General features: G+C 67.9%; 33 protein-coding genes. 11 read left to right on the top strand and 22 right to left on the bottom strand.

Annotated features, from left to right (window positions below; translation table 11 throughout):
- Nucleotides 1-3: 3 nt before the first annotated feature.
- The 5 genes from ACP7CK_RS12805 to ACP7CK_RS12785 form a co-directional block, all read right to left on the bottom strand.
- Complete coding sequence (locus ACP7CK_RS12805) at nt 4-639, bottom strand: M23 family metallopeptidase (RefSeq protein WP_008262584.1); 636 nt, start codon at nt 637-639, stop codon at nt 4-6.
- Nucleotides 640-785: 146 nt separating this feature from the next.
- A complete protein-coding gene (locus ACP7CK_RS12800; RefSeq protein WP_372705638.1) occupies nt 786-1406 on the bottom strand; it encodes an SAM-dependent methyltransferase in 621 nt (206 codons plus the stop codon).
- Nucleotides 1407-1470: 64 nt separating this feature from the next.
- The gene (locus tag ACP7CK_RS12795; RefSeq protein WP_426026229.1) at nt 1471-1695 is read right to left on the bottom strand and encodes a YdcH family protein; all 225 of its coding nucleotides are present in this window, start codon (nt 1693-1695) and stop codon (nt 1471-1473) included.
- Nucleotides 1696-1731: 36 nt separating this feature from the next.
- A complete protein-coding gene (locus ACP7CK_RS12790) occupies nt 1732-2217 on the bottom strand; it encodes a TIGR02444 family protein (protein ID WP_426026228.1) in 486 nt (161 codons plus the stop codon).
- On the bottom strand, nt 2214-2813 hold the full coding sequence (locus ACP7CK_RS12785) for a UbiX family flavin prenyltransferase (RefSeq protein WP_052005156.1): 600 nt from the start codon (nt 2811-2813) through the stop codon (nt 2214-2216). The genes ACP7CK_RS12790 and ACP7CK_RS12785 overlap by 4 nt, the downstream gene beginning before the upstream one ends.
- 115 nt (nt 2814-2928) lie before the next feature.
- On the opposite strand from ACP7CK_RS12785, the gene ACP7CK_RS12780 reads away from it, so the two are divergent.
- Entirely contained in the window at nt 2929-3102 is a 174-nt protein-coding gene (locus ACP7CK_RS12780) for a YdcH family protein (protein WP_008262715.1), read from the top strand.
- 109 nt (nt 3103-3211) lie between these two features.
- Here the strand turns inward: ACP7CK_RS12780 and ACP7CK_RS12775 are convergent, their stop codons facing one another.
- Complete coding sequence (locus tag ACP7CK_RS12775) at nt 3212-3877, bottom strand: DUF1013 domain-containing protein (RefSeq protein WP_008263868.1); 666 nt, start codon at nt 3875-3877, stop codon at nt 3212-3214.
- Nucleotides 3878-4097: 220 nt separating this feature from the next.
- Here ACP7CK_RS12775 and ACP7CK_RS12770 point away from each other — a divergent pair, with 220 nt between their 5' ends.
- Nucleotides 4098-4733 carry a beta/gamma crystallin-related protein gene (locus ACP7CK_RS12770; protein ID WP_154726992.1) on the top strand — a complete coding sequence of 212 codons (636 nt, stop codon included), beginning with the start codon at nt 4098-4100 and terminating at the stop codon, nt 4731-4733.
- Here the strand turns inward: ACP7CK_RS12770 and ACP7CK_RS12765 are convergent.
- On the bottom strand, nt 4730-5701 hold the full coding sequence (locus tag ACP7CK_RS12765; protein WP_292150733.1) for an NAD(P)H-quinone oxidoreductase: 972 nt from the start codon (nt 5699-5701) through the stop codon (nt 4730-4732). The genes ACP7CK_RS12770 and ACP7CK_RS12765 overlap by 4 nt on opposite strands.
- A gap of 91 nt (nt 5702-5792) precedes the next feature.
- Between ACP7CK_RS12765 and ACP7CK_RS12760 the strand changes: the two genes are divergently transcribed.
- Both ACP7CK_RS12760 and ACP7CK_RS12755 read left to right on the top strand, forming a co-directional pair.
- A complete protein-coding gene (locus ACP7CK_RS12760; RefSeq protein ID WP_426026226.1) occupies nt 5793-5996 on the top strand; it encodes a DUF1192 domain-containing protein in 204 nt (67 codons plus the stop codon).
- A gap of 107 nt (nt 5997-6103) precedes the next feature.
- Nucleotides 6104-6619: a DUF1465 family protein gene (locus ACP7CK_RS12755; RefSeq protein ID WP_050771718.1), complete on the top strand. Its 516-nt coding sequence runs from the start codon at nt 6104-6106 to the stop codon at nt 6617-6619.
- A gap of 190 nt (nt 6620-6809) precedes the next feature.
- Here the strand turns inward: ACP7CK_RS12755 and ACP7CK_RS12750 are convergent, their stop codons facing one another.
- Both ACP7CK_RS12750 and rpmE read right to left on the bottom strand, forming a co-directional pair.
- The gene (locus ACP7CK_RS12750; protein ID WP_426026225.1) at nt 6810-8372 is read right to left on the bottom strand and encodes a L,D-transpeptidase family protein; all 1563 of its coding nucleotides are present in this window, start codon (nt 8370-8372) and stop codon (nt 6810-6812) included.
- 191 nt (nt 8373-8563) lie between these two features.
- Nucleotides 8564-8788: a 50S ribosomal protein L31 gene (gene rpmE, locus ACP7CK_RS12745; protein WP_008258897.1), complete on the bottom strand. Its 225-nt coding sequence runs from the start codon at nt 8786-8788 to the stop codon at nt 8564-8566.
- A gap of 137 nt (nt 8789-8925) precedes the next feature.
- Between rpmE and ACP7CK_RS12740 the strand changes: the two genes are divergently transcribed.
- Nucleotides 8926-10806 carry an ABC transporter transmembrane domain-containing protein gene (locus ACP7CK_RS12740; RefSeq protein ID WP_426026224.1) on the top strand — a complete coding sequence of 627 codons (1881 nt, stop codon included), beginning with the start codon at nt 8926-8928 and terminating at the stop codon, nt 10804-10806.
- A gap of 13 nt (nt 10807-10819) precedes the next feature.
- Here ACP7CK_RS12740 and ACP7CK_RS12735 read toward each other — a convergent pair whose 3' ends face one another.
- The 6 genes from ACP7CK_RS12735 to ACP7CK_RS12710 all read right to left on the bottom strand — a co-directional run bounded on the left by ACP7CK_RS12735 (nt 10820) and on the right by ACP7CK_RS12710 (nt 15002).
- Entirely contained in the window at nt 10820-11845 is a 1026-nt protein-coding gene (locus ACP7CK_RS12735; protein ID WP_426026223.1) for a glycerophosphodiester phosphodiesterase, read from the bottom strand.
- Nucleotides 11846-12055: 210 nt separating this feature from the next.
- Nucleotides 12056-12862, bottom strand: a complete 807-nt coding sequence (locus ACP7CK_RS12730; RefSeq protein WP_154726792.1) for an inositol monophosphatase family protein — start codon at nt 12860-12862, stop codon at nt 12056-12058.
- 117 nt (nt 12863-12979) lie between these two features.
- Nucleotides 12980-13546, bottom strand: a complete 567-nt coding sequence (efp, locus tag ACP7CK_RS12725; RefSeq protein WP_008264088.1) for an elongation factor P — start codon at nt 13544-13546, stop codon at nt 12980-12982.
- A 99-nt stretch (nt 13547-13645) separates the two neighbouring features.
- A complete protein-coding gene (locus ACP7CK_RS12720) occupies nt 13646-14206 on the bottom strand; it encodes a tryptophan-rich sensory protein (RefSeq protein WP_426026222.1) in 561 nt (186 codons plus the stop codon).
- A 55-nt stretch (nt 14207-14261) separates the two neighbouring features.
- The gene (locus ACP7CK_RS12715) at nt 14262-14504 is read right to left on the bottom strand and encodes a helix-turn-helix domain-containing protein (protein WP_035308935.1); all 243 of its coding nucleotides are present in this window, start codon (nt 14502-14504) and stop codon (nt 14262-14264) included.
- Nucleotides 14505-15002 (bottom strand): hypothetical protein, encoded by a 498-nt coding sequence (locus ACP7CK_RS12710; RefSeq protein ID WP_035308937.1) that lies wholly within the window; start codon nt 15000-15002, stop codon nt 14505-14507.
- A 165-nt stretch (nt 15003-15167) separates the two neighbouring features.
- Here ACP7CK_RS12710 and ACP7CK_RS12705 point away from each other — a divergent pair, with 165 nt between their 5' ends.
- Together ACP7CK_RS12705 and ACP7CK_RS12700 are read left to right on the top strand one after the other, a co-directional pair.
- A complete protein-coding gene (locus ACP7CK_RS12705; protein WP_426026221.1) occupies nt 15168-16034 on the top strand; it encodes an ATP-binding cassette domain-containing protein in 867 nt (288 codons plus the stop codon).
- The gene (locus ACP7CK_RS12700) at nt 16034-16756 is read left to right on the top strand and encodes an ABC transporter permease (RefSeq protein WP_426026220.1); all 723 of its coding nucleotides are present in this window, start codon (nt 16034-16036) and stop codon (nt 16754-16756) included. The genes ACP7CK_RS12705 and ACP7CK_RS12700 overlap by 1 nt, the downstream gene beginning before the upstream one ends.
- 7 nt (nt 16757-16763) lie before the next feature.
- Here ACP7CK_RS12700 and bfr read toward each other — a convergent pair whose 3' ends face one another.
- The gene (gene bfr / locus ACP7CK_RS12695; RefSeq protein ID WP_008259683.1) at nt 16764-17264 is read right to left on the bottom strand and encodes a bacterioferritin; all 501 of its coding nucleotides are present in this window, start codon (nt 17262-17264) and stop codon (nt 16764-16766) included.
- Between the two features lie 138 nt (nt 17265-17402).
- A complete protein-coding gene (locus tag ACP7CK_RS12690; protein WP_035308943.1) occupies nt 17403-17588 on the bottom strand; it encodes a (2Fe-2S)-binding protein in 186 nt (61 codons plus the stop codon).
- 131 nt (nt 17589-17719) lie between these two features.
- Here ACP7CK_RS12690 and thiE point away from each other — a divergent pair, with 131 nt between their 5' ends.
- From thiE to ACP7CK_RS12675, 3 genes are all read left to right on the top strand, one after another.
- A complete protein-coding gene (gene thiE, locus ACP7CK_RS12685; RefSeq protein ID WP_372705646.1) occupies nt 17720-18373 on the top strand; it encodes a thiamine phosphate synthase in 654 nt (217 codons plus the stop codon).
- A gap of 73 nt (nt 18374-18446) precedes the next feature.
- Complete coding sequence (locus tag ACP7CK_RS12680; RefSeq protein ID WP_426026219.1) at nt 18447-20129, top strand: ATP-binding protein; 1683 nt, start codon at nt 18447-18449, stop codon at nt 20127-20129.
- Nucleotides 20130-20718: 589 nt separating this feature from the next.
- Nucleotides 20719-21060 carry a hypothetical protein gene (locus ACP7CK_RS12675; RefSeq protein WP_426026217.1) on the top strand — a complete coding sequence of 114 codons (342 nt, stop codon included), beginning with the start codon at nt 20719-20721 and terminating at the stop codon, nt 21058-21060.
- Nucleotides 21061-21066: 6 nt separating this feature from the next.
- Here the strand turns inward: ACP7CK_RS12675 and ACP7CK_RS12670 are convergent, their stop codons facing one another.
- Nucleotides 21067-21408 (bottom strand): VOC family protein, encoded by a 342-nt coding sequence (locus tag ACP7CK_RS12670; RefSeq protein ID WP_154726798.1) that lies wholly within the window; start codon nt 21406-21408, stop codon nt 21067-21069.
- A gap of 99 nt (nt 21409-21507) precedes the next feature.
- Here ACP7CK_RS12670 and ACP7CK_RS12665 point away from each other — a divergent pair, with 99 nt between their 5' ends.
- Entirely contained in the window at nt 21508-21651 is a 144-nt protein-coding gene (locus tag ACP7CK_RS12665) for a hypothetical protein (RefSeq protein ID WP_154726799.1), read from the top strand.
- Nucleotides 21652-21676: 25 nt separating this feature from the next.
- Here the strand turns inward: ACP7CK_RS12665 and aroC are convergent, their stop codons facing one another.
- From aroC to ACP7CK_RS12645, 4 genes are read right to left on the bottom strand one after another with little or no spacing between them, the layout of a single operon-like run.
- A complete protein-coding gene (gene aroC / locus ACP7CK_RS12660) occupies nt 21677-22762 on the bottom strand; it encodes a chorismate synthase (RefSeq protein ID WP_426026216.1) in 1086 nt (361 codons plus the stop codon).
- Between the two features lie 8 nt (nt 22763-22770).
- On the bottom strand, nt 22771-23142 hold the full coding sequence (locus ACP7CK_RS12655; protein ID WP_426026215.1) for a type II toxin-antitoxin system VapC family toxin: 372 nt from the start codon (nt 23140-23142) through the stop codon (nt 22771-22773).
- Nucleotides 23139-23342 (bottom strand): type II toxin-antitoxin system VapB family antitoxin, encoded by a 204-nt coding sequence (locus tag ACP7CK_RS12650; protein WP_426026214.1) that lies wholly within the window; start codon nt 23340-23342, stop codon nt 23139-23141. The genes ACP7CK_RS12655 and ACP7CK_RS12650 overlap by 4 nt, the downstream gene beginning before the upstream one ends.
- A gap of 58 nt (nt 23343-23400) precedes the next feature.
- On the bottom strand, nt 23401-24135 hold the full coding sequence (locus ACP7CK_RS12645) for a DnaJ C-terminal domain-containing protein (RefSeq protein WP_426026213.1): 735 nt from the start codon (nt 24133-24135) through the stop codon (nt 23401-23403).
- Between the last annotated feature and the right edge of the window lie 82 nt (nt 24136-24217).

The following is a 24217-nucleotide window of genomic DNA, read 5'->3' as shown; positions in this document are numbered from 1 at the left end:
GGCTCAGGCCTTGGCCTTCACCGCCACGTCGAAATGTCGGCCCATGACCTTGGTCGGGTTCACCTGGCCGCCGTTGCGGCGGACCTCGAAATGAAGGTGGGGACCGGTGGAATAGCCGGTGGAGCCGACAAGGCCGATGCGCTGGCCGGGCGTGACCGCGTCGCCGCTGGCCACGTCGATGCGGCTGAGATGGCCATAGACGGTGCTGAGGCCGTTGGGGTGGCGGACTTCGATGAAGTTGCCGTAGCCGCCGGCGTCATAGCCGGTGCGGACGATCCGGCCTTCTGCGGCGGTGAAGACGGTCGTTCCCTTGGGCGCGGCGATGTCGACGCCCTTGTGGGCGCGGGCGCGGGCCTCGATCGCCAGTTTGCGCAGGCCGTAGGGCGAGTTGATCGCATAGCCGCGCACCGGGGCCGAGAAGACGATCTGGCGCATCACCGGACCGGGCGCCTCGACCTGGGCCTTGACCGGCGGGGCCACGGGGGCGGCGGCCAGGGCGGGCGGCGGCGTCTCGCGCGTCACGCCGGGGGCGGCGGCGGCGGCCAGCACGGCCACGGCGGCGAAGGCGACCGTCTGGCCGGAGTGGATCAGAAGGCTCTTGCAGCGCGCCAGGGGCGCGTCGGTCAGCAGGCGTCGCATTCGGCGGCGTCTCCAGCGTATTCACGCTCTGGATTTGAAGGCGCGGCGGCGCGGTCTCGCGGCGGCCGTCCCAGGGGAGGCCGGCTTATGCCCGGCGGCTGGGGCGACTTTTGGGCCGTCGTCTGGCGGCGGATGGTCGCAGAGCGTCAGCCCGGGGGACGGCGTGCGATCAGATCGATCAGGGCCGAGCGGCCATGGTGGCCCGAACCTTCGTGAAGATCGGCGTCATAAGCGTCCAGCGTCTCGATCTCGAAATCCCCGAAGGCCTGGCGCAACAGCTCCGGCGTATAGAGGTAGTCCACCTGGGGCGGACCGCCGGTGCCGTATTCGATCTGGCGCGGGGTATAGCCGTGCAGCAGGATCAAGCCGCCGGGTTTGACGGCCCTCTTCATGCCCTCGAAAATCTGGTGTCTGAAATCAGGGGCGGCGAACTGGATGAAGACAGCGACGACGGCGTCATAGGCGGCCTGGGGCCAAGCCCAGTCCTGCAGGTCCTGCACCCTGAAATCAACCTCCACGCCCGCTTCGCGAGCCAGGCTTCGCGCCTTGTCCTGGCCGGAAGGCGAGATGTCGGTCGCCACCACGTCGTGACCCAGAGACGCCAAATACACGGAGTTGCGACCCTCGCCGTCGGCGGGGGCGAGAATCCGACTGCCCGGTGTCAGAGCCTTCGCATGGTTCAGCAGAAAGCGGCTGGGGGCCGTGCCGAACACATAGTCGTCGGTCGCGGCGTAACGCGCGTCCCAGCCGGTGCTTGCAGTCGCCATGATCGCCCTCGTTATTTTGCGAGTCGTTATCAACATTCCGCGCTCGGCGCAATCCGCCGAAGGGTCAGGCGATGATGTCGGGCAGGATCTGGTCCTCGATCTTCACGATCTCGTCCTTGATAGCCAGTTTCTTGCGCTTCAGCCGGGCGATCATCAGCTGGTCGGGAACGGCGGCCTGGGTCAGGGCGTCGATGGAGGCGGAAAGGTCGGAATGTTCGAGGCGCAGCAGTTTGACGCGGGCGTGAAGCGCCGCCTCTTCCTCGCTGTATTCCGGAACGTCGTCATTCATCGTGCAATCCCCGAAACGAGTATAGCCACCGGCGTCTCAGGCCGGAAGGGCGTCGGCCAGCCGGATCAGGGCGGGACGCGGCGTAACCTGGGCCCAGACCCGCGCCGTCGCGACCAGGGCCTCGACAAAGGGGCGAGGCGAGCCTGTCGGGGCCTCCAACGCCAGGGCCTCCAAGGCCTCAAGCAGATGGCGCTCCGCCAGCAGCTCCAGCGCCTTGACCCGATCGCGCACGGCCTGGCGGGGTTCGTCGTCGATGTCGGGGATCGGCACCTTCAGGGTGCGACGGATCGCACGCAGCGGCGCCACCACGACGCTCTCCCAGGCGCGAGCGGTGTCGCAGGCGGCCTCGATGGTCTCGGCGTCCGGATTACGACCCGTGGCCGCGATCCAGGCGGACCACAGCAGGACCGGCACATTCTGCTCATGATTGTCCTGCAAGGCCACACAGGCCTCGCTGACGCCCGGCGCGCCATAGGCGGCGACCGCCCAGTCCCACAGGGGCGCGGATTGAGCGGCCGTCACTTGAGCCCCTCCCAGCGCCGCACGGCGCTCCAGTCCAGGCCGAACAGGTCCAGGGACCGGCCGACCGACTGGTCCACCATCTCCAGGATCGACGCCGGCCGGGCGTAGAAGGCGGGCAGGGGCGGGGCGATGATCGCCCCCATCTCGGTCAGGGCCGTCATGGTCCGCAGATGGCCCAGGTGGAAGGGCGTCTCGCGCACCATCAGCACCAGAGGCCGACGTTCCTTCAGGGTCACGTCGGCGGCGCGCGTCAGAAGGGACGAGGTCACGCCGGTGGCGATCTCGCTCATCGTCTTGACCGAACAGGGGGCGACGATCATGCCCAGGGTCTTGAACGACCCCGACGCGATGGTGGCCCCGACGTCGGCCATCTTGTGGACGACGGTCGCCTTGGCGGTCAGGTCGGCGGGCGACAGGTCCGTCTCCTGCGACAATGTGAGCAGGGCCGCCTTGGACACCACCAGATGGCTCTCGACGCCGAGATCCTTCAGGGCGTCCAGCACCCGTGCGCCATAAATCGCTCCGGAAGCCCCTGAAATTCCTACGACTAGCCGATAAGGAGGGTTCCGTATGGCTCCGTTCACATCATGGACCATTTTAAGGGTCAGCCTCCGTGGGTCCGGCGAGACCGGCTGTCACTGGAATGTGATTCCACAGCCTGCCGAACCGGGCGCTCACTCTACTGGTCCCTAACCTACGGAGGCGCAAGCCATGACCATCGAGGCTCGTATTCGCGAACTGGGTAATCGTCATCGCACCCTGGATCAGACGATCCAGAAGGAGCTCACCCGTCCGTCCGTGGACACGTTGCAGGTCAGGGAGCTGAAGCAGAAGAAGCTCCGGCTGAAGGAAGAAATCACCAGTCTGGAGGCGCGGGCCCACTAAGGGGCGCTCGACCTCCCGAAAATGACGACGGCCCCGGAGCGCGATCTCCGGGGCCGTTTTTCGTTCTGTCTCCGCCCTGTCGCGTAGCGATGGGAGGAGGCGACGCGTCTCAGTCCTTGGTGCCGAACACCGACGCGGCGGTCGGTTCGGCGCCGGGACGCTGGCGGGCTTCCGGCACGAACTCGGGTTCGGCCTCGACCTCTTCCACCGGCTGGATGGTGCCGCCGCCCTTCTTCAGGTCGTCCTTGGTCTTCTTGTCGGCGGCCTTCTTGACGATTTCGTCCAGCACCAGCTGGCCGACCAGGCCCAGGGTGACGGGATCGACCGGCTTGATGTTGGCGCTGTTCCAGTGGGTGCGGTTGCGCACGCTTTCGATGGTGGACTTGGTGGTGCCCAGCAGTTTGGCGATCTGGGCGTCGGTCACTTCCGGGTGGTTGCGCACGAACCAGGCGATGGCGTCCGGACGGTCCTGGCGACGCGAGACCGGCGTGTATTTGGGGGCCGGCTTGGCCGACTTCATCAATTCGGCGTGACGGCTGACGATGGCCTTCAGGCGATAGTTCTCGTCGGCCTGGGCCTTGTCCAGTTCCTCGCGGGTCAGCTGGCCGCCGGTGACGGGATCGACGCCGCGGATGTCGCGGGCCACGTCGCCGTCGGCGATGCCGCGCACTTCAAGCGGATGCAGGCCGCAGAAATCGGCGATCTGCTCGAAGCTGAGGGAGGTGTTGTCGACCAGCCAGACCGCAGTGGCCTTCGGCATAAGAATGTCGCTCATGGGGCGTTCGTCCCGGAATGGTGGGGCCGCCGAATGGGGGTTCGGCTGGCGTTGGATACGACGGCGCCCGGCCTTTCGACCGGGCGCTTATGGTTTCGATATAGGCCTATTCGCCCGAAAAGAAAACGCCGCCGAACATTCACGTACAGCCACGGTTCATGTGCGCCGAGGCAACCTTCGCGGTAGTCGAGGCTTTCGCCTTCGGGAGAGGAGAAACATCATGTCCATTCTGCTTGGGGCCGCCATGGCCGCAGCCCTGGCTTCGGGCCAGGACATCACCGCCCAGCGGGTCGCGCCGCGCGGCAGCTACGCCCGGTCCTGCACCGAGGCCTATACGCACCGGGGCCGCCTGTACGCCGATTGTCGCGACATGCGCGGCCAGATTCGCGGCACCTCGATCGAGCTGGCGCGCTGCGGCGATGAGGAGATCAGCAACGACAACGGCCTGTTGGTCTGCGGCCGGTTCCGGGGCGACTACGAGGATCGCCAGCCCGATCGGCCCGGCGGCGGGCCCGGCAATGGGGGTGGTTGGAACGGCGGAAATGGCGGCGGTTGGAACGGCGGCCACGGCGGGGGGTGGAACGGCGGCGGCTGGGGCCGGTCTTCGATCACCGTCTATGAGAATTCGAACTTCCGCGGAGCCTCGCGGGAATTCGTCGGCGAGGACCGCAACCTGGGCCGCACGCCTTTCAATGACCGGATCAGTTCGGTGCGCGTCCAGGGGCGGTGGGAAGTCTGCACCGACGCCGAGTTCCGGGGCCGTTGCCGTATCGTCGAAGGCGACATCCGCAATCTGAGCGGCGGCTTCAACGACAGCATCTCGTCGATGCGCCCGGTGCGGGGCGGTCGCTACTAGGCCGTCAGCACGAACTTGCCGACGTGATCGCCCGCCTCCAGCGCGCGATGGGCGTCGGCGGCGCGCTCCAGCGGGAAGGTCGCCTGCACCGGCGGCCGGACCGCCCCCGAGACCACCCAGGGCCAGACCGTCGCCTCCACGGCGGCGGTCAACCGGGCCTTTTCGTCGGCTGAACGGCTGCGCAGGGTCGAGCCGGTCAGCACCAGCCGTTTCAGCATCACCCGCATCAGGTCGATCTCGACCTTTGACCCCGACAGCGAGGCGATGACCACCCAGCGCCCGCCGGCCTTCAGCGCCTTCAGGTTCAGTTCCGCGTAGTCCCGCCCCACCATGTCCAGCACCACATCGGCCCCGCCCGCCTCGGCGATGGCGGCGGCCAGATCGTCGGTTTTGGCGTCCAGGCTGACGTCGGCGCCCAGGGCGCGTGCGGCGGCGGTCTTGTCCGCCCCGCGCGAGGTGGCGATCACCGTCGCGCCGGCGGCCTTGGCCATCTGGATGGCGGTGACGCCGATGCCGCTGGTCGCGCCGTGGATCAGCAGCGTCTGGCCCGCCTTCAGCCCGCCCGCCTCGAACACATTGGCGAAGACGGTGAAGACCGTCTCGGGCAGGACCGCCGCCTGCACATAGTCCAGTCCGTCCGGGATCGGCAGCAGATGCCGGGCGTCCACCACGACCCTGTCGGCGTAACCGCCCCCGCCCAGCAGGGCGCAGACCCGGTCGCCGACGGCCCAGCGCGTCACGCCCTCGCCCACGGCCTCGACCTCGCCGGCGACTTCCAGCCCCATGATGTCCGAAGCCCCCGGCGGCGGCGGATAGACTCCATTTCGCTGCAACAGGTCCGGCCTATTGATTCCCGCCGCATGAACCCGAATCATCACCTCGCCGGCGCGGGCCACAGGGTCGGGCCGGTCCGCCGGCCGCAGCGCCTCGGCCGGTCCTGAACCGCCTTCGATCTCGATGACCCGCATAGTCGCTCCGCTTGCAATCGTCCGTGTCCGGGCGTTCAGATAGGCGCCCCGGCCGTGCGCGGCCATGGCAGAATGAAGAAAGGCGACGACGATGTTCGAGGATATCGAACCCCGCCCCCGGCGCGGCGAGGCCCTGACGGCCCTGGCGCGCGAAGATCTGGACCTCTATTCGATCGAGGACTTGGAAGAACGGATCGAGGCGCTGGACCATGAGATACAGCGCGCCCGCTCGGCCATAGAAGGCAAGAAATCCAAGAAGAGCGCCGCCGACGCCCTGTTCAAATTTGGAGCGTGATCGCGCAAGGATCGAAACCGTGGCATGACGGTTGCAGTCCTGACGACACGGGCGCCGTCCTTGCCCAAAGTCAGAACAAGCGTCCACTCTCGATGATGATGTCCACCATGACCCTGAGCGACACCCAGAGCACGGGCTCCAAGGCCGACCGCGGTCGCAAGGTGCAGGACTTCGCCCGCTCGGAACTGTTCGACCGCACCTTCCGCGAAGGGATGGAGCTGGTCGAGGAGACCGCCGCCTATCTGGACGGGGAGGGGCGCCGCGATTCCAAGATGCTGTCCCGCGCCGCCGCCCTGGCCTATGCCGCTGAGAGCATGAAGCTGACCACGCGCCTGATGCAGATCGCCTCTTGGCTGCTGGTCCAGCGGGCCGTGCGCGAGGACGACATGACGCCGGACGCCGCCTGCGAGCCGCGTTATCGCCTGAACGACCGCAAGATCGAGAGCGAACCCAGCCACGCGGAACTGCCCATCGCCCTGGTGGAATATCTGGTCCGGTCCGAGAAACTGTTCGACCGGGCGCTATATCTGGACCGCCGCATGTATCTGGACGTCCAGGAAGAGCAGCCGCAAAATCCCGTGCTCAGCCAGCACGGCCTGCTGGAAGCCGCGTTCAAGGGCTGAAGCGTATAACGCTGAACTTCTCCCTCCCCGCAGGGGGAGGGGGGCGAAGCGAAGCGGAGCCGGGTGGGAACGGCACGGCGACGTCCCACGAACCTTTGTTTCAATCAAATGAGTGCGGCCTTGCCTAGCCGCCCCCACCCCGTCGCTAAGCGACGCCCCTCCCCCGAGGGGGAGGGAGAAGATTGTCCCCTTACGGCCCGACGTCGTTGACGTCGCGGCGGCCGTCGTCGACCGGTTTGGGCAGGCTGACGGCGATGCCCAGGGCCTGGGCCAGCTTGTCGTCGCGGCCATAGACGTCCTCGCGGAACGCCACCCGGCCCTGACCGTCCACGAAGGCGGTCCAATAGAGCAGGCGCACCGAGATCTCGCGGCCGGTGGTGACGCGGGTCGTCTCGCGCGTGTCCTGGGCCGTGTCGAACTGCGCCAGCTTGACCGGGTCGGGCGACAGCAGCAGCCGCGCGAACTCGACCGCATTCTGCACCCGCACGCAGCCGTGGCTGCGCTGGCGCATTGACAGGTTGAACGCCGCCTTGGACGGGGTGTCGTGCAGGAAGATGGCGTAGCTGTCGCGCAGCTCGAACTTCACATAGCCCAGTGCGGCTTTCGGCCCGGCGCGCTGGATCACCGTGCCGTTCTGAACATACATGTCGTTGGCGGCCAGATAGGCCGGCCCCTTGGGCAGGATCTCCCGGCGGGCGATGCTGGCCGGGACATACCAGGGCGGATTGGCGACCACCGAGGCGAAGGGCTTCTCCAGGCTGGGCGTCTGGTTTTCGGCCGAGCCGACGATGACGCGGTTGGAGTGGACCGGCTTGCCGTCCTTCCAATAGACCATGATGGCGGCGGCGGTGTTGACCTCGATCCGCTCGGGCGCGACGTCGCGCTTCAGCCAGCGGCGGCGTTCCAGGTTCAGGGCGATCTGGCGGGCGCGGTCCTCGGCCGAGGCCGACAGCGAACGCTGGGTCCCCGTGCCGATGCGGCCGTCGGCGCCCAGACCGTGGCGGACCTGGAAGCCCTGAACCGCCTGTTGCAGCTCCGACCCATAGGTCAGGCCCTCGGTCTTCAGCCGCGCGCCGTTCGCCGCCGTCAGGTCGCCTTCGGCCGTCAGCCGGTCGATCAGGGCCAGGATGCGCCGGTCGCTCATGTTCGGCTCGATCGTCGGGCCGGCCGGGAAGGCGGGCCAGCCGCCCTGGGCCGCCAGGCGACGATAACGGACATAGCCCGCCGACAGATTCTGATAGCCGATGTCGGTCGGCGCCAGACCCTCGAACCAGTCCAGCAGGATGTTGCGGGCCAGGGCGTCGCTCAGGCCGCGCGGCAGGTCCACGCGGTTCTTCTGCATCTCCCACAGGTCCTCGACCGTCTCGGGCCGGACCTTGCCCTCGGCCAGGACGCGGCCATAGGCCAGGGCTGCGGCCGTGGTGCGCAGATCCGACGAGGCGGGATCGGCGGCCAGGCCGACGAAGTCGAAATAGTCGCCGGCCGACAGGCCGTGCCGCTCGGTCCGACCGGCGACGGCGTTCAGGGCGCGCAGCCGATCGGCGGTCCACACCGGCCGCCAGCCGTTCATTTCATAGAAGGCGCGGACGTCGGCCTGTTGCGTCTCGGGCAGACGCGAAATCTGGTCGTTGAAACTGTTGTAGAAGGCGGTCGCCTGCGAACCGCGCTGCACGGTCACCTGCTGCGCGCGCGCCGTGGAGGCGAGGGTCACGGTCGCCGTCGCGACGCCCAGACCCAGTTCCCGTCTATTCATAACCCGTCCGCTTCCCGATGGGTCGATCCCCGTGGATCGACGCCCTTGCTTCGCCGTATGTGCGAACGCCGCTTATGTTACCGATGTTCCCGGCAAACAAAAAGCGCCGGTCCCGGGACCGGCGCTCTTCGTGAGCCGATTGCTGCTCAGATGCTGCCCAAATGCTGCAACGTGTCGCAGCCAGGACGCGCTTACTTCTTGATGAAGCCGGCGAACTTGTTGTTGAAGCGCGAAACGCGGCCGCCGCGGTCCAGCAGGTGGGCGTTGCCGCCGGTCCAGGCCGGGTGGGTCAGCGGATCGATGTCCAGGTTCAGCGTGCCGCCTTCCTTACCGTAGGTCGAGCGGGTCTGGTACGAGGTGCCATCCGTCATCACCACGGTGATGAAGTGATAGTCGGGGTGCGTATCGGCCTTCATTGGTCGTCGTCCGGTCTCTGGCGCGGTGACGATGCCGACCGTCGGTGCGCGTGAAATTGAGAATCCCGCCGAAAGAGTCAGCGGGAAAGAGCGGGGCGTTTACACCGGGGGGCGTTCCGGGGCAAGAGGCGGGCGCAATGACCGATCAAACCGCCGCTCCCGCCCGTTCCGCCGCCGTTTCGGGGCGCGCCTCCGGCGTCGGAACGGCCGAAGGCCGACCCAGCGCCGGGGCCCTTTTGATGGAGCAGATGTCCGAGGCGGGCGAGAAACGCGCCAAACGCCGCGACATTCGCCCCCTGGCCCGCCTGATCCCCTTCGCCATGCGCCACAAGGGCCATGCCCTGATGGCGGTCTTCTGGCTGCTGCTGTCCACCACCGCCTCGCTGGGGCTGACGGTCCTGGCCCGCGGGGCCATCGACCACGGGTTTGAGGCCGGCGGCGCCAATCTGAACCTGTGGTTCCTGCTGCTGGGCGCCAACGCCCTCTTCCTGGGCCTGGCCACCGCCGCCCGCTATTTCTACGTCACCCGCACGGGGGAGCGCGTCATCGCCGATGTCCGCAAGGGCTTGTTCGGCCGCATCCTGACGCTGGACCCGTCCTTCTACGCCCATATGCGCACCGGCGAGGTGCTGTCGCGCCTGACGACCGACATCGCTCTGGTCGAGACCCTGATGACCACCTCGGTCTCCTATGCCCTGCGCAACTTCCTGACCCTGATCGGCGGGGTCGCCCTGTTGTTCTTCGTCAGCCCCAAGCTGACGGGTCTGGTCATGCTGATCGTGCCCTTCCTGCTGGGTCCCATCTTCATCTTCGGCCGCCGGGTGCGCAAACTGACCGTCGCCTCTCAGGACCGGTTCGCCAACGCCGTCGGCTTCGCCGGCGAGAGCGTGGACGCCATCGAGACCGTCCAGGCCTTCGGCCGCGAACGCAGCGCCATCGCCCGGTTCGGCGCGGCCGTCGAGGACGCCTTCGCCGCCTCCCTGACCCGGATGCGGGCGCGGGCCTGGATGACCGCCCTGATCATCATCGTCATGTTCGGCGGCGTCACCCTGGTGCTGTGGCTGGGGGCGCTGGACGTGGTGGCGGGGGTGATGACGCCCGGCGCATTGCTGCAGTTCGTGCTGCTGTCGGTCTTCGCTGCCGGGGCGGTCGGCGCCCTGGGCGAGAGCTGGGGCGATGTTCAGAAGGCCGCCGGCGCCATGGAGCGGATCGAGGAGCTGATGCAGGCCAAGCCCGACATCGCCCCGCCGGCCCAGCCTGTCACCTTGCCGTCGCCGCCGCGCGGCGAGGTGTCGATGTCCGCCGTCGGCTTCTCCTATCCTGGCCGTCCCGACCTGCCCGCCCTGAAGGGCTTCAGCCTGACCGTCCGTCCGGGCGAGACCGTGGCCCTGGTCGGTCCGTCGGGGGCGGGCAAGTCCACCGTCTTCCGCCTGCTGCTGCGCTTCTATGATCCCCAGACCGGCGTGGTCTCGGTCGACGGCGTCGATGTGCGTCAGGCCGATCCCGTCGCCGTGCGCGACCGTTTCGCCTGGGTGTCGCAGGAGACGCCGCTGTTCTCGGGTTCGGCCCTGGAGAACATCCGCTTCGGCCGCGAGACCGCCACCCTGGAAGAGGCCCGCGCCGTCGCCGACAAGGCCCAGGCCCTGGGCTTCATCGACGCCCTGCCGGAAGGTTTCGACACCCCGCTGGGCGAACGCGGCAAGAGCCTGTCGGGCGGTCAGCGCCAGCGTCTGGCCATCGCCCGCGCCCTGGTCCGCGACGCGCCCATCCTGCTGCTGGATGAGGCGACCAGCGCCCTGGACGCCGAAAGCGAACGCCTGGTCCAGATCGCCCTCGACCAGGCCATGCAGGAACGCACCACCCTGGTCATCGCCCACCGCCTGGCCACCGTGCTCCGCGCCGACCGCATCGTCGTCATGGACGACGGCCGCGTGGTGGAGGAGGGGACCCACGACCAACTGGTGGCCAAGGGCGGGCTTTACGCGCGTCTGGCCGAACTGCAGTTCCGGGCCGGATAGACGCGCGGTCCGGCTACCTGGATCGCGCCAGGGCCGGGAAGTCGGAGAAGACGGCGTCCACACCCGCATCCGCGAAGGCGGCGGCGTAGCCCGCCATGTCGCCATGGTCGGCGAACCCTTCGCCCCGCCGCCGCTCGGCCGGGAGGAAGGCGTTCTCGGCCCGCAGGGTCCAGATCACCACCTTCAGCCCCGCCGCATGGGCGTCCGTGACCAGGGCGCTGGGCGCGGTCGTGCGGCCTTCGGCGTCGCGCGGCAGGACCAGGGTCATCTCCGGCGCGATCCAGTCGGCATAGGCGGCCATGGCCTTCAGGCCTTCGGGCGTGATCATCTGGGCGTAGGTCTGCGACGGCCGGTCCTCCGGCGCGCCGGCTGCACTGACCAGCTGCGCCAGCGGGACGTCGATCCTCTGCGACAGCCGCTCCAGCGGTCCGACCTCGAAACATTGCACGATGACGGGCGCGTCGGCGCCGGTCAGGCCCAGCCGCTCCAGTTCGCCCACGAAGGCGTCCTCCATCGGCAGGCCGATGGCGGCGAAATAGGTCGGGTGTTTCAGCTCGGGGGCCACGGCGATGGTGCGGCCGGTCCGGGCGGAGGCTTCGCGCGCGATGGCCACGACCTCGTCGAAGGTCAGGATGGGTTCTTGCCCGTCATAGGCGACATTGCCGGGCCGGAACTCGGGCAGCCGCTCCCTGGCCCGAAGGGTCTTCAGCTCGGCCAAGGTGAAGTCCTCGGTGAACCATCCGGTGATGGCGGCGCCGTCGATGGTCTTGGTGGTCTTGCGATCCGCGAACTCGGGCCGGTCGGCCACGTCGGTCGTGCCGCCGATCTCGTTCTCGTGCCGGTCGATGAAGACCCCGTCCCTGGACATCACCAGATCCGGCTCGATCACATCGGCGCCCTGTTCGATCGCCAGTTGATAGGCCGCGCGCGTATGCTCCGGCCGTTCGCCGGACGCGCCGCGATGGGCGATGATCAGGGGCTGGGCCACGGCGGGCGTTCCAACGAGCAGGGCGAGGGCGGTGACGATGGCGCGGATCATGCTCCTTGGATAGGGACGCCGCGCGACAACCGAATGACGACGGCGTTTCTCCCTCCTCCTGCGGGGGAGGGGGGCGAAGCGCAGCGGAGCCGGGCGGGACGGGCAGGGCGAAGTCCCCCAGACCTGATCGCGCGCCAGCCTTGCCGCCCCCACCCCGTCGCTTCGCGACGCCCCTCCCCGGTCGGGGAGGGAGAGGCGGCTGTGCGACCGTCAGGACGCCTGCAGCACCTTGCGCAGCTGCGGATGCAGTTCGCTGTTGCTGGCCAGAACCGACACGCCCGTCTTGGGATCGCCGTCCGCCTCGATGGTGGTCACCGACCCGCCGGCCTCGGTGACGAACAGGATGCCCGCCGCCACGTCCCAGGGCTTCAGGCCGCGCTCGTAATAGGCGTCGTAGCGGCCGGCCGCGACCCAGGCGAAGTCCAGGGCGGCCGAGCCCAGGCGGCGGATGCCGGCGACGCGCTGGCCGATGGCGTGGATGTCCTTGATGGCCTGGGCGTGGCCCGACTTGCCGATGAAGGGCAGGCCCGTGGCGACCAGGCTCTCCGACAGGTCGCGACGGCCGGCGACGCGGATCCGCTGGTCGTTCAGATAGCAGCCCTTGCCCTTCTCGGCCCAGAACAGCTCGTTCATCACGGGGTTATAGGTCACGCCGGCCACGATCTCGCTCGAACCGTCGGGCGCCCTGCGCTCCAGCCCCACCGTGACGGCGAAATGCGGCATGGCGTGCATGAAGTTGGTGGTGCCGTCGATGGGATCGACGATCCAGGTGTGGGACTTGTCGGTCCCCTCGATCATGCCGCGCTCTTCACCCAGGAAGCCGTAGCCCGGGCGGGCCTTCATCAGCAGTTCGTACAGGGTGTCTTCGGCGCGCAGGTCGGCGGTCGTGACGAAATCGCCCGGCCCCTTCCGCGACACCTGAAGCTGCGACACCTCGCCGAAGTCGCGCAGCATGGGGCGTGCGGTCTTGCGCACCGCGTCGAGCATGACTTGGAGCAGGGCGGAAGCGAGGGCCATCGGCGGATCTCCTGGTCCGCATGTCCTGAAAAGGCCCATTCTTCAGTAGGATGGGAGCCCGGACATGCGGAGAAGTGCAAGAAAGGGAACGGCCCCGGATGAGGCCGGCAGTGAGTCTTAGTCCGCGCGGCGGACGTATTCGCCGCTGGTCGTGTCGACGATGATGCGTTCACCGGCCGACATATAGGGCGGGATCATGATCCGCACGCCGTTCGAGGCGATGGCGGGCTTGTACGAGGACGAGGCCGTCTGGCCCTTCACGGTCGGCTCGGTTTCGGCGACTTCCAGCACGACCTGATCCGGCAGTTCCAGGCCGATCGGACGCTCTTCGTGCATCTCGATGATCACCTTCATGCCCTCTTGCAGATAGGGGATGCGCTCTTCGCCGACCCAGTCCTTCTGCAGCTCGATCTGCTCGTAGGTGGCGTCGTCCATGAAGACCAGGCTGTCGCCGTTGTCGAACAGATAGGAGAAGTCCTTCTGCTCCAGGGTCACGCGCTCGACCTTGTCTTCCGACCGGAAGCGTTCATTCAGCTTGTTGCCGGTCTCGAGGTTCTTGGCCTCGACGTTGGCGAAGGCGCCGCCCTTGCCGGGCTTGACGTGGCTGGCCTTGGTGACGACCCACAGGCCGCCATTGTGCTGCAGGACCATGCCGGGCTTGATGGTGTTGCCGTTGATCTTCATGGGGTCACATCGGGAATGGGGTTGCGCCCACGCGCCCGGATGGGGCGTGGCGAATAGGGCGCGATCCCTAGAGGAAGCCCCGGCAAAGGGCAAGGCGGCCTAATGCAGGCTGCGGCCGCCCGAGACGTCGTCCGCCTTGCGATGAAGCAGATTGCCCATCCGCACGCCCGATCCGGTCGGCGCCGCCATCTTGCCCGCCCCTTCGTCCAGCTTGCGCGCCTCGTGGGCGAAGGCGGCGGCCAGGCCCGCGGACGACATGGCCGCCAGCACCTGTTTCCACATCGACGACGGGCGCAGGCCCAGCCAGACGGCGTTGACGGTCTGGGCCGCGACCCACAGGCACATGGCCCTGGTCCGCTCGCGCGCCGGCGGGGCGTTCCAGACGCGCACGGCCGACAGGGTGGTGGCCGAGAACACCGCAGGAAGGATCAGACTGAAGGCGCCGTGGGGCTTCTCGGTGATCGGCAGGTCGCGGTCGCGAACCTGTCTCAAGGACCGTTTCGGCCTCAGCGCGCCAGAGGCTATGCCCGTCGCCAGCAAGGCGAACCCCACCGTCAGGGCGACGCCCATGGCCACATGCCCGGCGCTGCGCCCCTCGCTGTTCAGCAGGTCCACAGCCGCGTCGCGCACATCATCAATGGCGTCGTCGATGTCAGTCATGGTCCGCTCCAGCTTGCCCGTCGAAATCTAATGGCCGGGACCGGACGCGGTTCCGTCAGACCTCTTCCGGCTCGACCGGTTCCATCTCGCGCGGATCGAAATCATAGTCCAGCAGGTCGCCGGGGCGACACTCCAGAACGGCGCATAGTCGCGACAGGGTGCTGAAGCGAATGCCCTTCACCTTGCCGGACCGGAACAGGGAGAACTGGGTTTCGCTCAGGCCGACTTGGGCGGCGACATCGCGCGCCTTCAGGCCCTTGCGGACCATCAGATCATTCAGGGTCACGCGAACGGGCATTCAGATCATTTCGTCCATCTCGGCCTGCAGCAAGCCCGCCTGATCGATCACCCGTCCCAGAAGGAAGAGGGCGCCGCCGATCATGCCCAGGGTCATGCCGGCGACGTCGAAATAGGCCCAACTGCTCCGCTCGTCGCCCAGAAGCCGCATCAGATTGGTGACGCCGAACACGCTGAGCAGCCCGCCGAAGCCCAGCGCCAGCCCCACACGACGCAGGGCGGACGACAGGGTCGGCTGGATCAGCCGCCCCTTGGCCAACTGCCCCAGCGCCGACCCGATCGACCAGACGGCGAACAGGTAGAGAAGCGTCGGCGAGGCCCAGACGATCTCCCGAAGCAGGAGGGTGAGGTCTCTGTGTTCTCCGCGTGCTGCGAAGACCGCCGGCACGATCACATACATCAGCGCCAGGATCGCGCCGACGCTGCAAACCATGAAAACCGCGAGCCAGCGAAACTGCCGGCACATGCGGCGAAAACGGGCGAGATCGTCGGCGGCCATGGGTTTCCCTGCGGAGCTGAACCTGTCGTATCTTTAATCTTGACTTAAAAATCCTCCTCGCGCAACTTTATCTAAGAGTTAAACGCGGGGTGGGTTATGGCGGCCATAGAGACAGTAGGGCTGACGCGCATGTTCGGCCGCCGTTGTGCGGTGGACTCGGTGTCCATGACGGCGCCCAAGCATGCGGTCTATGGGTTCCTGGGGCGCAACGGCGCCGGCAAGACCACGACGATGAAGATGCTGATCGGGCTGTTGCGACCCACCTCGGGCGTGGCTCGGGTCTGCGGCGTCGACGTCGCGCAGGATCGCAGGGGGGCGGCCCGCAAGATCGGCGTCCTCCTGGAGGCGCACGGCTTCTACGCCCACCTGTCGGGACGAGAGAACCTGGACCTCACGCGCCGGCTTCTTGGACTTGCGGCGACCGAGATCGACAGGGTGCTGGAGGTCGTCGGCATGACGCGCGACGGCGGACGCCGGGTCGGCGACTATTCGCTGGGCATGCGTCAGAGGCTCGGCATAGCGCGCGCCCTGCTGGGGGCCCCGCCGGTGCTGATGCTGGACGAACCGACGAACGGGCTGGACCCCGACGGGATCGCCGACATGCGCCTGTTTCTGCGCGAACTGCCGATCCGCGCGGGGGCGACCGTCCTTCTGTCCAGCCACCTGCTCGGCGAGATCGAACAGACCGCCACCCACGTGGGCGTGATTCACGAAGGCCGACTGGTGGTCGAGGGCGAACTGGCCAGGCTGAAGGCCGAACTGGCGCCCGAGATCGGCTTGCGCGTCGATGACCCGGCGCGCGCGCGGGCGGTGCTGCAGTCGCTGGATCTGACCCTGAGCGAAGACGCGGGGGGCCTGGTGGCGCGGCTGCGTCCCGGCAACGATCACGACCAGGTCTGCGCTGCTCTGAACCGCGAGCTGGTGGCCGCAGGCGTCGCTGTGTTCGCCATCGGCGCCCGCGCCCGTTCGCTGGAGGGCGTCTATCGCGCCGCTTCCGCCCTGTCCCAATCCCGCTTTGCGGAGTCCGTCTGATGCTCGCCGTTCTGTCCGTCGAAATCCGCAAGCTGAACCGGTCACTGGCCCTTGTGTTGGCCGCGACCGCTCCGGCTCTGATCGCCGTCTTCGCCTTTTCAATGCTGCTACGGTCCGAGACGCCTTGGGAATGGGAGAGGTGGATCGGCAGCGCCACGGCGATCTGGGCCTATTTCATGATGCCCATGTGCGTCACCGCCCTGACTGCCCTGATCGCCCATATGGAGCATGGGCCGCGCAGCTGGGATCACCTGCGCGCCCTGCCTGTGCCACGCTGGACCCTCTATGCGTCAAAGGCGGTCTGCGTGATCGGCCTGGTGCTGATCATGAGCGCGGCCGTGCTGGCCATGACGATCGGGGCTGTGGTCCTCGGCGGCCTCATCAAGCCGGAGGCGGCTGCGGCTGGAGGACTGGACCTCGCGGCTCATGCCTGGATCCTGGCCAAGATCGCGGCGGCCGCCGTTCTGATGATCGCCCTTCAGTTCTGGACGGCGATCCGGTTCGCCAGCTTCGTGCCCGGCCTTGTGCTGGGCATCGGCGGAACCTTCTTCGGCGTGGTGGCGACCTCGGCGAAAGAGGGCGTCTTCATGCCCTGGCAGATGCCGGTGAATATTCTGGCGACCGAGGCGTGGCGCGTCCAGACCGCCTTGACGCTGGGCGGCGGTCTGGGTCTCGTCGTCCTCGCGGCGGCGATGATCCACCTGGCCCGCCGCGAGGGCTGAGGATCGATCAGCCGCCGGTGGCGCTGTTGTCGGTGACAATTTCCTTCATGGCCGACTGCAGATAGTTCTGCGCGCCCATCAGCTCGATCAGCTTGTGCTGGTTTTCCAGGAAGTCGATGTGTTCCTCAGTGTCGGCCAGAATCTTCATCAGCAGGTCGCGGCTGACGTAGTCGCGGGTCTCTTCGCACAGGGTAACGGCGGCGGCGGTCGCGACGCGGCTGTCCAGCTCCAGTTGCAGGTCGGCGCCCAGGCATTCGATCGGATCCTCGCCGACCTTCAGCTTGTGCAGATCCTGCAGATTCGGCAGGCCGTCCAGGAAGAGGATGCGTTTGATCAGCATGTCGGCGTGTTTCATCTCGCCGATCGATTCTTCGTAGATGACGTGCCCCAGGTGGGCCAGACCCCAGCTTTCGAACATGCGCGCATGCAGGAAATACTGGTTCACCGCCGTCAGCTCGTTGGTGAGCACCGCGTTCAGCGTGCGGAGGATAGCGGGGTCGCCCTTCATGGCCGTGTCCTTGGTCTTGCGACGGCGCCTTCGCCGTCTGTCGAGCGACGCAATACCACAGTAAAATCGACCCTGCTTATTTGCGAGTTTTTATCACTGCATTGATAGTGCGAGTGATTTTCGGCAGCAAGCGAGGGGCTATTCAGCCGCCATGGCGAAGGCTTCGCGGCTGTCCTGGATCATCTGGCGCATCTCGCAGACGCATTTGGCGCATTGGGCCTGGCACTGGTGGCTGGCGAAGATGTCGCGCGGCCGACAGGCGCCGGCCTCGATGGCCTGGGCCACATCCCGCTTGCGAAGACCATTGCAGTTACAGACGTACACGAGAGTTCTACGCGTTCCACCGACTGAGAATGGTTCGCTATAGCACCCCTTAAGGCGATTGCAAGTCGTTCGCATGGGTGTGCGACGACGGACCCGTTGACGAATGGTCGCAGGAGAGGGAAGTCAGCCCCATGGCCAGAACCCCGACCGTTCCCGACCGCCCGCCCTGCCGGCTGTATCTGATCACCCCGCCCGCGATTCCCGATCTGGACGCCTTCGCCGCGACCCTGGACGAGGCCCTGGGCGCCGGCGACGTGGCCGCCCTGCAGATTCGGCTCAAGCCCGCCGACGACGCCGCCATTTGCGCGGCCGTTGAGCGGCTGGCGCCGATCGCGCGGCGTCATGGGGTGGCGGTCCTGCTGAACGATCGACCCGATCTGGCGAAGGCGACGGGCTGCGACGGGGTTCATATCGGCCAGGAGGACGGCTCGCTGGCCGAGGCGCGGCGCATCCTGGGACCGGACGCCATGATCGGCGTGACCTGCCACGACGACCGCGACCTGGCCTGGGACGCGGCCGAGGGCGGGGCGGATTATGTCGCCTTCGGCGCCTTCTATCCGACCGACACCAAGACGACGGTCCACCGACCCGGTCTGGAGATCCTGACGGTCTGGCAGGAGACTGTCGAGACGCCCTGCGTCGCCATCGGCGGAATCACCGTCGAGACGGCGGCGGAGGTGGCGCGTGCGGGCGCAGATTTCATCGCCGTCAGCGCCGGGGTCTGGTCCTACGACGCAGGTCCAGCTTCAGCGGTTAAGGACTTCAATCATAGATTGAATAATTAGCATGTGACCATGTTTCAGGGGATATTAGGAACCGCATGGTTTGATGGCGCGATCAATCGCCTCGAGACCCTGCATGACCCTGAGCCGTGTGCTCGACATCGATGTCGCGGCGCCGCCGACGCAGCCGTCGGCCGCGCGCATGCGCGCGGCTGAGCCGGGCAGGGGCGATGTCTTCGCCCACCCCTTGATTCCCGTAATGACCGGCGTGGCTGTCGCTGTTCTGGCGGCGGTGTCCATCGGCTGGGCCCATAGTCTGGGGCTCATCACGGGACTTTGGGGCGTGTGCGGGGTGGCGGTCGCCGTTTGGCTTCGGACCGGGCGAGGGCGGCGTCACGACGTGGCCTTCGCCACCGTCCTGATGATCAGCATCCTGATCGGCGAGTTGATCGCCGGCTACAAGCCCATGCTGTCCCTGCTGTTCGCTCTGGCGAACATGGTGGAGATCATCGGGGCGGTTCTTCTGGCGCGCCGCTTCGCCCCGACGCTGAACGTGTCCAGCCTGAACGGCGTGGCGCGGTTTCTCATTTGCACCGCGGCTCTCGCGCCGATCCCGGCGGGCGTGTTCGCGTCGATCGCCTTGGCGCCGTTCGGTTCGGGCGACGTGCTGGAAACGTTTCAGACCTGGTGGTTCGGTCATGCGCTGGGCCTGGCCGTCATAGGCACGCTCGGCTTGTCTCTGACCTGGTCCACCCTGGCGCGTCTCACCCGCCCCGGCGCGCTGTTGGAGGCCGGCCTGTTGCTGGCGGGCGTGCTGGCTGTCCAGTTCTTCGGCCTGACCGGCCGTGCTGAGATCGGTGTGGCGATGATCCCCTTGTTGCTCGGGGTCGCGGTCCGACTCGGCGTCGCGGGCACGGCCTTCAGCCTGCTGGTCGTCACCCTGCTGTCGGTCGGGGGCGCCATGCTCGGCTACGGTCCCCATATCGAGACCCTGAGCCGGTCGGAACAGGTTCTGGCGGCCCAGCTCCAGGTTCTGGTCGGCTATATGCCGATCCTGCTGGTCGCGGCCCTTCTGGAGGAGCGCGACCGACTGTCCGAACGGGCGCGAGCCGGGCAGGTCCGGGCGGAGCGAGCCTCGGAGGCCAAGTCGCGCCTGCTCGCCAATGTGGCGCATGAGATCAAGAGCCCGGTCGCCGGCGTGATCGGCATCGGCAATCTGTGGTCGACCGGCCAGCTCGGGCCTGTCACGCCCCAGCAGACGGAAATGGCGGACGTGCTGGTCAAGACCGCGCGCCAGGTGGAGGCGCTGGCCCACGACCTGCTCGATGTGGCGCGAGCCGAGTCCGGCGCGGTCAAGGTCGATCTGCGGCCGACCGATATTCCCGGCCTGCTGGAAGACGTAAGGCGCGCGGCCATGCTCAGGTCGGAAGCCCAGTCGGTGGATGTGCAGGTGGTCTGCGAGGGCGACGGTCTGATCGCGGTGGCCGATTCCCAGCGACTGGCGCAGGTGATCGACAATCTGACCAGCAACGCCCTCAAATACGGCGGCTCTGGCGGGCGGGTGATTCTGCGGGCGCTTCGTGCTGACCAGCATATCCGCATCGAGGTGGTCGATTTCGGTCCGGGCCTGTCCTCACAGAAGCAATCGCAGCTGTTCGAGCCCTTCAACCGTCTGGGACTGGAGCGATCCAGCTTGGAGGGTCACGGCGTCGGTCTGGCCATCGCCAAACGACTGGTCGAACTGCAGGGCGGCGCCATCGGCGTGATCTCGAGCCCCGGCGAGGGCGCGACCTTCTGGGTGAATCTGCCGCACGCCTGACCGCACGCTTGCGGTTCCTTCGGCGCCGGGTAATGGTCCGGCCATGGTCGTCATCGCTCTCGCCGTCGCTCTTGTGTCCGGGCAGGACACGTCCACGCCGCGCTCGGCCTCGGATCTGACTCGCGATCTCAACAGCGGACCGCCGTTCGCGACCTCCGCCCCGACCTCGGCTCCTGTTTCGGCCCCCGCGCAGGTCGCCCCTGCGCCTGCGCCTGCGCCCGTCGGGGTGGAGCCGGCCCCGCAGTCCAGGCCTGCGCCCCAGCCCTCGACCTTGACCCGCGACCTGAACAGCGCGCCGGCCTCGACCGCCCGGCCCGTGACGCCCGGGGCGCAGACGCCCGCTGCCCAAACGCCCGCTGCCCAGAGGCCTGTTGCCCAGAGGCCGGTTACGCCGCCGCCTGCGCAGACCCCTGTCCGGTCTCCATCGACCGCCCCCGTCGTCCAGCGCCCCACCGCCGCGCCGACGCCTGCGCCGGTTCAGGCCAGTCCCGGGCGGCCCGCGCCTGCGCCCGCGCCAACCCAGACGCCGTCAACGGTCGCCCCGGCGCCTGCGCCGCCCGTCGGGCCTCAAGGATTGGACGCTGCGGCCATGGCCGCCCTGCCGTTCACGCTGGACCTGCCGTCCGGAACCGTGCTGACCCAGTCGCGCGCCGGCGCTGACGCCCGAATCTACGCCGTCCGTCGCGGGGACACGGTTCTGGTCATGATCTACGCGGGGCCGGCGTCGCAGTTTCCCATCTATGACGGCCAGATGATCCAGGCCGGCGGACGGGCCTCCATCGTCGTGACCGAGGGCGGACGCCGCCTGGCCATCGAGCATCTGTTCCAGCGTGCGACCGCGCCGCAGGAAATCCACGTCTGGGTGGCGTCGCCGGACGGCGCCGACCGCGAACAGGGCGAACGGATCGCCCAGTCGGTCGACGCCCGCTAGGCGATCTCAGTTTTCGGACCAGACCGCCATTTCGGTTCCCGCCGGATCGGCGAAGTGGAACCGCCGGCCGCCGGGAAAGGCGTAGATCGGCTTCAGGATCACGCCGCCCGCCGCCTGGACCTTGGCCTGCATGGCTTCCAGGTCGTGGGCGTAAAGGATGGGCAGGGGCGTCTTGGTCCGCTCGGCCTGATCGGCGTCGAAACCTCCATCCAGTCCCTGGTCGAACGCGGCGTAGGTGGGGCCGTAGTCCACGAAGGTCCAGCCGAAGGCCCGGCTGTAGAATTCCTTGGTTTCGGGCAGGCTGGCGGCGGGCAGTTCGAGGTAGTCCAATTTTCCGTCTTCACGCACGGGTGATCTCCTGGGGTGCGGCGCCACCGACGAACCTCTCTTGCACGCCGCCCGGATGTGCGCAAACCTGCAAACGGTTCGCAGTTGCAGGAGTCGCTGATGATCGTGATGACGACGGGTCTAACCGGCCTGATGGCTCTGATGCGACAGGATGAGAAGACGGCCGCACGAACGGAAGAGCGCGCGCCTGTCCGCCCGACAGTGGTTTCGGACAGTCAAAAGCTGCGCGCCCGACCGGGCTGATCGACCCGCCCTCAGTCCTTGGCCGTCAGCCCACCTGGGCGCGGTGGCGCAGCAGGGCGTCGGCCAGGACGCAGGCGGCCATGGCCTCGACCACCGGCACGGCGCGAAGGGCGACGCAGGGGTCGTGGCGGCCCTTGGTGCGCAGGTCGGTCTCCTCGCCGTCGCGGGTGATGGTCTGGCGCGGCGTCAGGATCGAGGAGGTGGGTTTGAACGCCACCCGAGCCGTCACCGGCTGGCCCGTCGATATGCCGCCCAGAACCCCGCCCGCATGGTTGGACAGGAAGACCGGCTGCTTGTTCAGGTCCAGCCGCATCTGGTCGGCGTTGTCCTCGCCCGACAGTTCAGCGGCTGCGAAGCCGGCGCCGATCTCGACGCCCTTGGCGGCGTTGATCGACATCAGGGCGGCGGCCAGTTCGGAATCCAGCTTGCCGTACAGGGGCGCGCCCCATCCGGCCGGCACGCCTGTGACCTCCAGCGCGACCACGGCGCCGATGGACGAGCCGGCCTTGCGGATATCGTCCAGATAGGCCTCCCACGCGGACACGACGGCGCGCGAGGCGGCGAACAGGGGATTGTCGTGGACGGCGTCGAAATCGATGTCTTCGGGGGCGATCCTGTGCGGACCGATCTGGACCACGCCGGCCCGGATTTTGATCCCGTCGCCCAGCACCTTGCGCGCCACGGCGCCCGCCGCCACCCGGCTGGCGGTTTCCCGCGCCGAGGACCGTCCGCCGCCGCGCGGATCACGAACCCCGTATTTGGTCTGATAGGTGAAGTCGGCGTGGCCCGGCCGATAGGCGCGGGCGATCTCGCCATAGTCCTTGGACCGCTGGTCCTCGTTCTGGATCAGGATCGAGATGGGCGTGCCGGTGGTCACCGGGCCTTCGCCGTCGTCGAACACGCCCGACAGGATCTGGGCCGTATCGCTCTCGCGCCTCTGGGTCACGAAGCGCGAACCCCCGGGCTTGCGCTGATCCAGCCAGGGCTGGAGATCGGCCTCGGTCAGCGGGATCAGCGGCGGACAGCCGTCCACGACGCAGCCGATAGCCGGCCCATGGCTCTCGCCCCAGGTGGTCACGCGAAACAGATGGCCGAAGGTGTTGTGCGACATGGCGCAACCTAATGGTCGAGGACGGCGGCCAGGTCCAGTGTCCGGGCGGCGTCGTGCAGCCGACGATCTCGTGTCCACAGCCGCGCGCCTGGCGTCAGTCGGGTGGAGGCGAGGAGGTGAAGATCCAGATAGCCGACGCCAATCCCGAAAAGCCGGTTCTTTTCGATCAGGGTCAGCACCTCTTGGTGCGAGGCGGCGACAGCGGTCGGCAATCGCGAGAGTTGGTCGAGAAAGGCGCGACGGTTGGCGAGGTTTCCAGCGGCCAGTTCACCGATGATGGCGGGATGGCACAGGATGTCCTCGCCACGAAGCCGCTCAGCCAGGGTCTGGTCTGTTGATCGCAGGTGCGCGATCCATACCGAACTGTCGGCCAGGATCATTCCTCGGCCAATTCGGGGCGTCGCCGAGGCGCGGCTGTGGCTTTGGGGTCAGTTCCGCCCATGGCGGCCAGGCGACGCGCCGCCTCGCGGGCGACGAACGCCTTCAGGGCTTCACGAATGATCGCGGACCGCTCGGACAGACCGGAGTATTCCGCCGCCATTTCCATCAGTTCGTCATCGAGTGTCACGGTGGTCCGCATGGCGTGCCTCATCAAAAACGTCACCAGATGATGCGCTCAATGATGGGACGCTTCAAGATCAGGCCGCCAGACGCTCCGGCGCCCAGGCGCGGGTGAACCGGACCAGCATATCCTCGGCGGCCGAGGGCGCCTCCGACGACGGGGTCAGGGTCACGAACAGATGGCCCGCCGGATGGGGACCGCGCGCAGGCAGGCCCATGGCCTTGAACCGCACCCGCGCCGGGGCCGCCATCTCGGGCGTGATCCAGGCCGAGCGGGCGCCCGCATGGGTTTCGATCTCGACCCGGCCGCCTTCGTCCAGCAGGCGCGAGGGGGTTGGCCAGGTCATGAACAGATCATCGCCCATGACCGAAAGCCCGTCCTCGGGCCGGATCAGTACCACCAGATACAGGTCCGAACCGTCCGTCGCGCCGCCGCGCAGCCGCAGATGCTCGCCCGTGCGCAGGCCCGCCGGGACGGCGACCCGAACCGTGCGCGCGCCCAGCCTCAGTTCGACCCGCGCGCCGGCCAGGGCCTGCATCGGGCTGAGCCCCAGCACCGGCCGCGGCGTGGGGCGTTCGACGGGCGCCGCCAGGCTGGGACGGGCAGGGGCGTGGGCCTGGATCAGGCGGTAGGCGGCGATCACCCGCCGGAACCGTTCGGCGTCTCCGCCGGCCTGGTCCGGACGCGCCGCCTTCACCGCTGCACGGAAGGCGGCCTTCAGGGCGGTGGCGTCGGTCGCGCCGTGCAGACCCAGGATCGACAGGGCTTCGCGAACGGCGGCGGCGTCGGAGGTGGAACGGATGGCGCTCATTCCCGTACCGTTCGCGCCTTAGGGTCAATGCCGGGTTAACTTAACTTTTCGGGCTACCGCGCTTCGCGCTCCTTGAGGCCAT

It is taken from the genome of Brevundimonas sp. TSRC1-1 (assembly GCF_049898245.1).
GTDB lineage: Bacteria > Pseudomonadota > Alphaproteobacteria > Caulobacterales > Caulobacteraceae > Brevundimonas > Brevundimonas mediterranea_A.
This window is presented reverse-complemented; position numbering and strand designations above follow the sequence as displayed.

Bases quoted from the DNA above. Each gene is read 5' to 3' on its own strand.
- ACP7CK_RS12800 (WP_372705638.1), bottom strand. From the start codon at position 1,406: ATGGCGACTGCAAGCACCGGCTGGGACGCGCGTTACGCCGCGACCGAC.
- ACP7CK_RS12775 (WP_008263868.1), bottom strand. From the start codon at position 3,877: ATGAGCGACATTCTTATGCCGAAGGCCACTGCGGTCTGGCTGGTCGAC.
- ACP7CK_RS12700 (WP_426026220.1), top strand. From the start codon at position 16,034: ATGCTCGCCGTTCTGTCCGTCGAAATCCGCAAGCTGAACCGGTCACTG.
- ACP7CK_RS12785 (WP_052005156.1), bottom strand. From the start codon at position 2,813: ATGGTCCATGATGTGAACGGAGCCATACGGAACCCTCCTTATCGGCTA.
- ACP7CK_RS12730 (WP_154726792.1), bottom strand. From the start codon at position 12,862: ATGGCCCTCGCTTCCGCCCTGCTCCAAGTCATGCTCGACGCGGTGCGC.
- ACP7CK_RS12750 (WP_426026225.1), bottom strand. From the start codon at position 8,372: ATGAATAGACGGGAACTGGGTCTGGGCGTCGCGACGGCGACCGTGACC.
- ACP7CK_RS12710 (WP_035308937.1), bottom strand. From the start codon at position 15,002: ATGGCCGCCGACGATCTCGCCCGTTTTCGCCGCATGTGCCGGCAGTTT.
- ACP7CK_RS12655 (WP_426026215.1), bottom strand. From the start codon at position 23,142: ATGATCCTGGCCGACAGTTCGGTATGGATCGCGCACCTGCGATCAACA.
- ACP7CK_RS12680 (WP_426026219.1), top strand. From the start codon at position 18,447: ATGACCCTGAGCCGTGTGCTCGACATCGATGTCGCGGCGCCGCCGACG.
- ACP7CK_RS12735 (WP_426026223.1), bottom strand. From the start codon at position 11,845: ATGATCCGCGCCATCGTCACCGCCCTCGCCCTGCTCGTTGGAACGCCC.
- aroC (WP_426026216.1), bottom strand. From the start codon at position 22,762: ATGTCGCACAACACCTTCGGCCATCTGTTTCGCGTGACCACCTGGGGC.
- ACP7CK_RS12645 (WP_426026213.1), bottom strand. From the start codon at position 24,135: ATGAGCGCCATCCGTTCCACCTCCGACGCCGCCGCCGTTCGCGAAGCC.
- ACP7CK_RS12795 (WP_426026229.1), bottom strand. From the start codon at position 1,695: ATGAATGACGACGTTCCGGAATACAGCGAGGAAGAGGCGGCGCTTCAC.
- efp (WP_008264088.1), bottom strand. From the start codon at position 13,546: ATGAAGATCAACGGCAACACCATCAAGCCCGGCATGGTCCTGCAGCAC.
- thiE (WP_372705646.1), top strand. From the start codon at position 17,720: ATGGCCAGAACCCCGACCGTTCCCGACCGCCCGCCCTGCCGGCTGTAT.
- ACP7CK_RS12675 (WP_426026217.1), top strand. From the start codon at position 20,719: ATGGCCGCCCTGCCGTTCACGCTGGACCTGCCGTCCGGAACCGTGCTG.
- bfr (WP_008259683.1), bottom strand. From the start codon at position 17,264: ATGAAGGGCGACCCCGCTATCCTCCGCACGCTGAACGCGGTGCTCACC.
- ACP7CK_RS12715 (WP_035308935.1), bottom strand. From the start codon at position 14,504: ATGCCCGTTCGCGTGACCCTGAATGATCTGATGGTCCGCAAGGGCCTG.
- ACP7CK_RS12755 (WP_050771718.1), top strand. From the start codon at position 6,104: ATGACCCTGAGCGACACCCAGAGCACGGGCTCCAAGGCCGACCGCGGT.
- ACP7CK_RS12805 (WP_008262584.1), bottom strand. From the start codon at position 639: ATGCGACGCCTGCTGACCGACGCGCCCCTGGCGCGCTGCAAGAGCCTT.
- ACP7CK_RS12770 (WP_154726992.1), top strand. From the start codon at position 4,098: ATGTCCATTCTGCTTGGGGCCGCCATGGCCGCAGCCCTGGCTTCGGGC.
- ACP7CK_RS12760 (WP_426026226.1), top strand. From the start codon at position 5,793: ATGTTCGAGGATATCGAACCCCGCCCCCGGCGCGGCGAGGCCCTGACG.
- ACP7CK_RS12650 (WP_426026214.1), bottom strand. From the start codon at position 23,342: ATGCGGACCACCGTGACACTCGATGACGAACTGATGGAAATGGCGGCG.
- ACP7CK_RS12780 (WP_008262715.1), top strand. From the start codon at position 2,929: ATGACCATCGAGGCTCGTATTCGCGAACTGGGTAATCGTCATCGCACC.
- ACP7CK_RS12705 (WP_426026221.1), top strand. From the start codon at position 15,168: ATGACGGCGCCCAAGCATGCGGTCTATGGGTTCCTGGGGCGCAACGGC.
- ACP7CK_RS12765 (WP_292150733.1), bottom strand. From the start codon at position 5,701: ATGCGGGTCATCGAGATCGAAGGCGGTTCAGGACCGGCCGAGGCGCTG.
- ACP7CK_RS12740 (WP_426026224.1), top strand. From the start codon at position 8,926: ATGACCGATCAAACCGCCGCTCCCGCCCGTTCCGCCGCCGTTTCGGGG.
- rpmE (WP_008258897.1), bottom strand. From the start codon at position 8,788: ATGAAGGCCGATACGCACCCCGACTATCACTTCATCACCGTGGTGATG.
- ACP7CK_RS12665 (WP_154726799.1), top strand. From the start codon at position 21,508: ATGATCGTGATGACGACGGGTCTAACCGGCCTGATGGCTCTGATGCGA.
- ACP7CK_RS12720 (WP_426026222.1), bottom strand. From the start codon at position 14,206: ATGACTGACATCGACGACGCCATTGATGATGTGCGCGACGCGGCTGTG.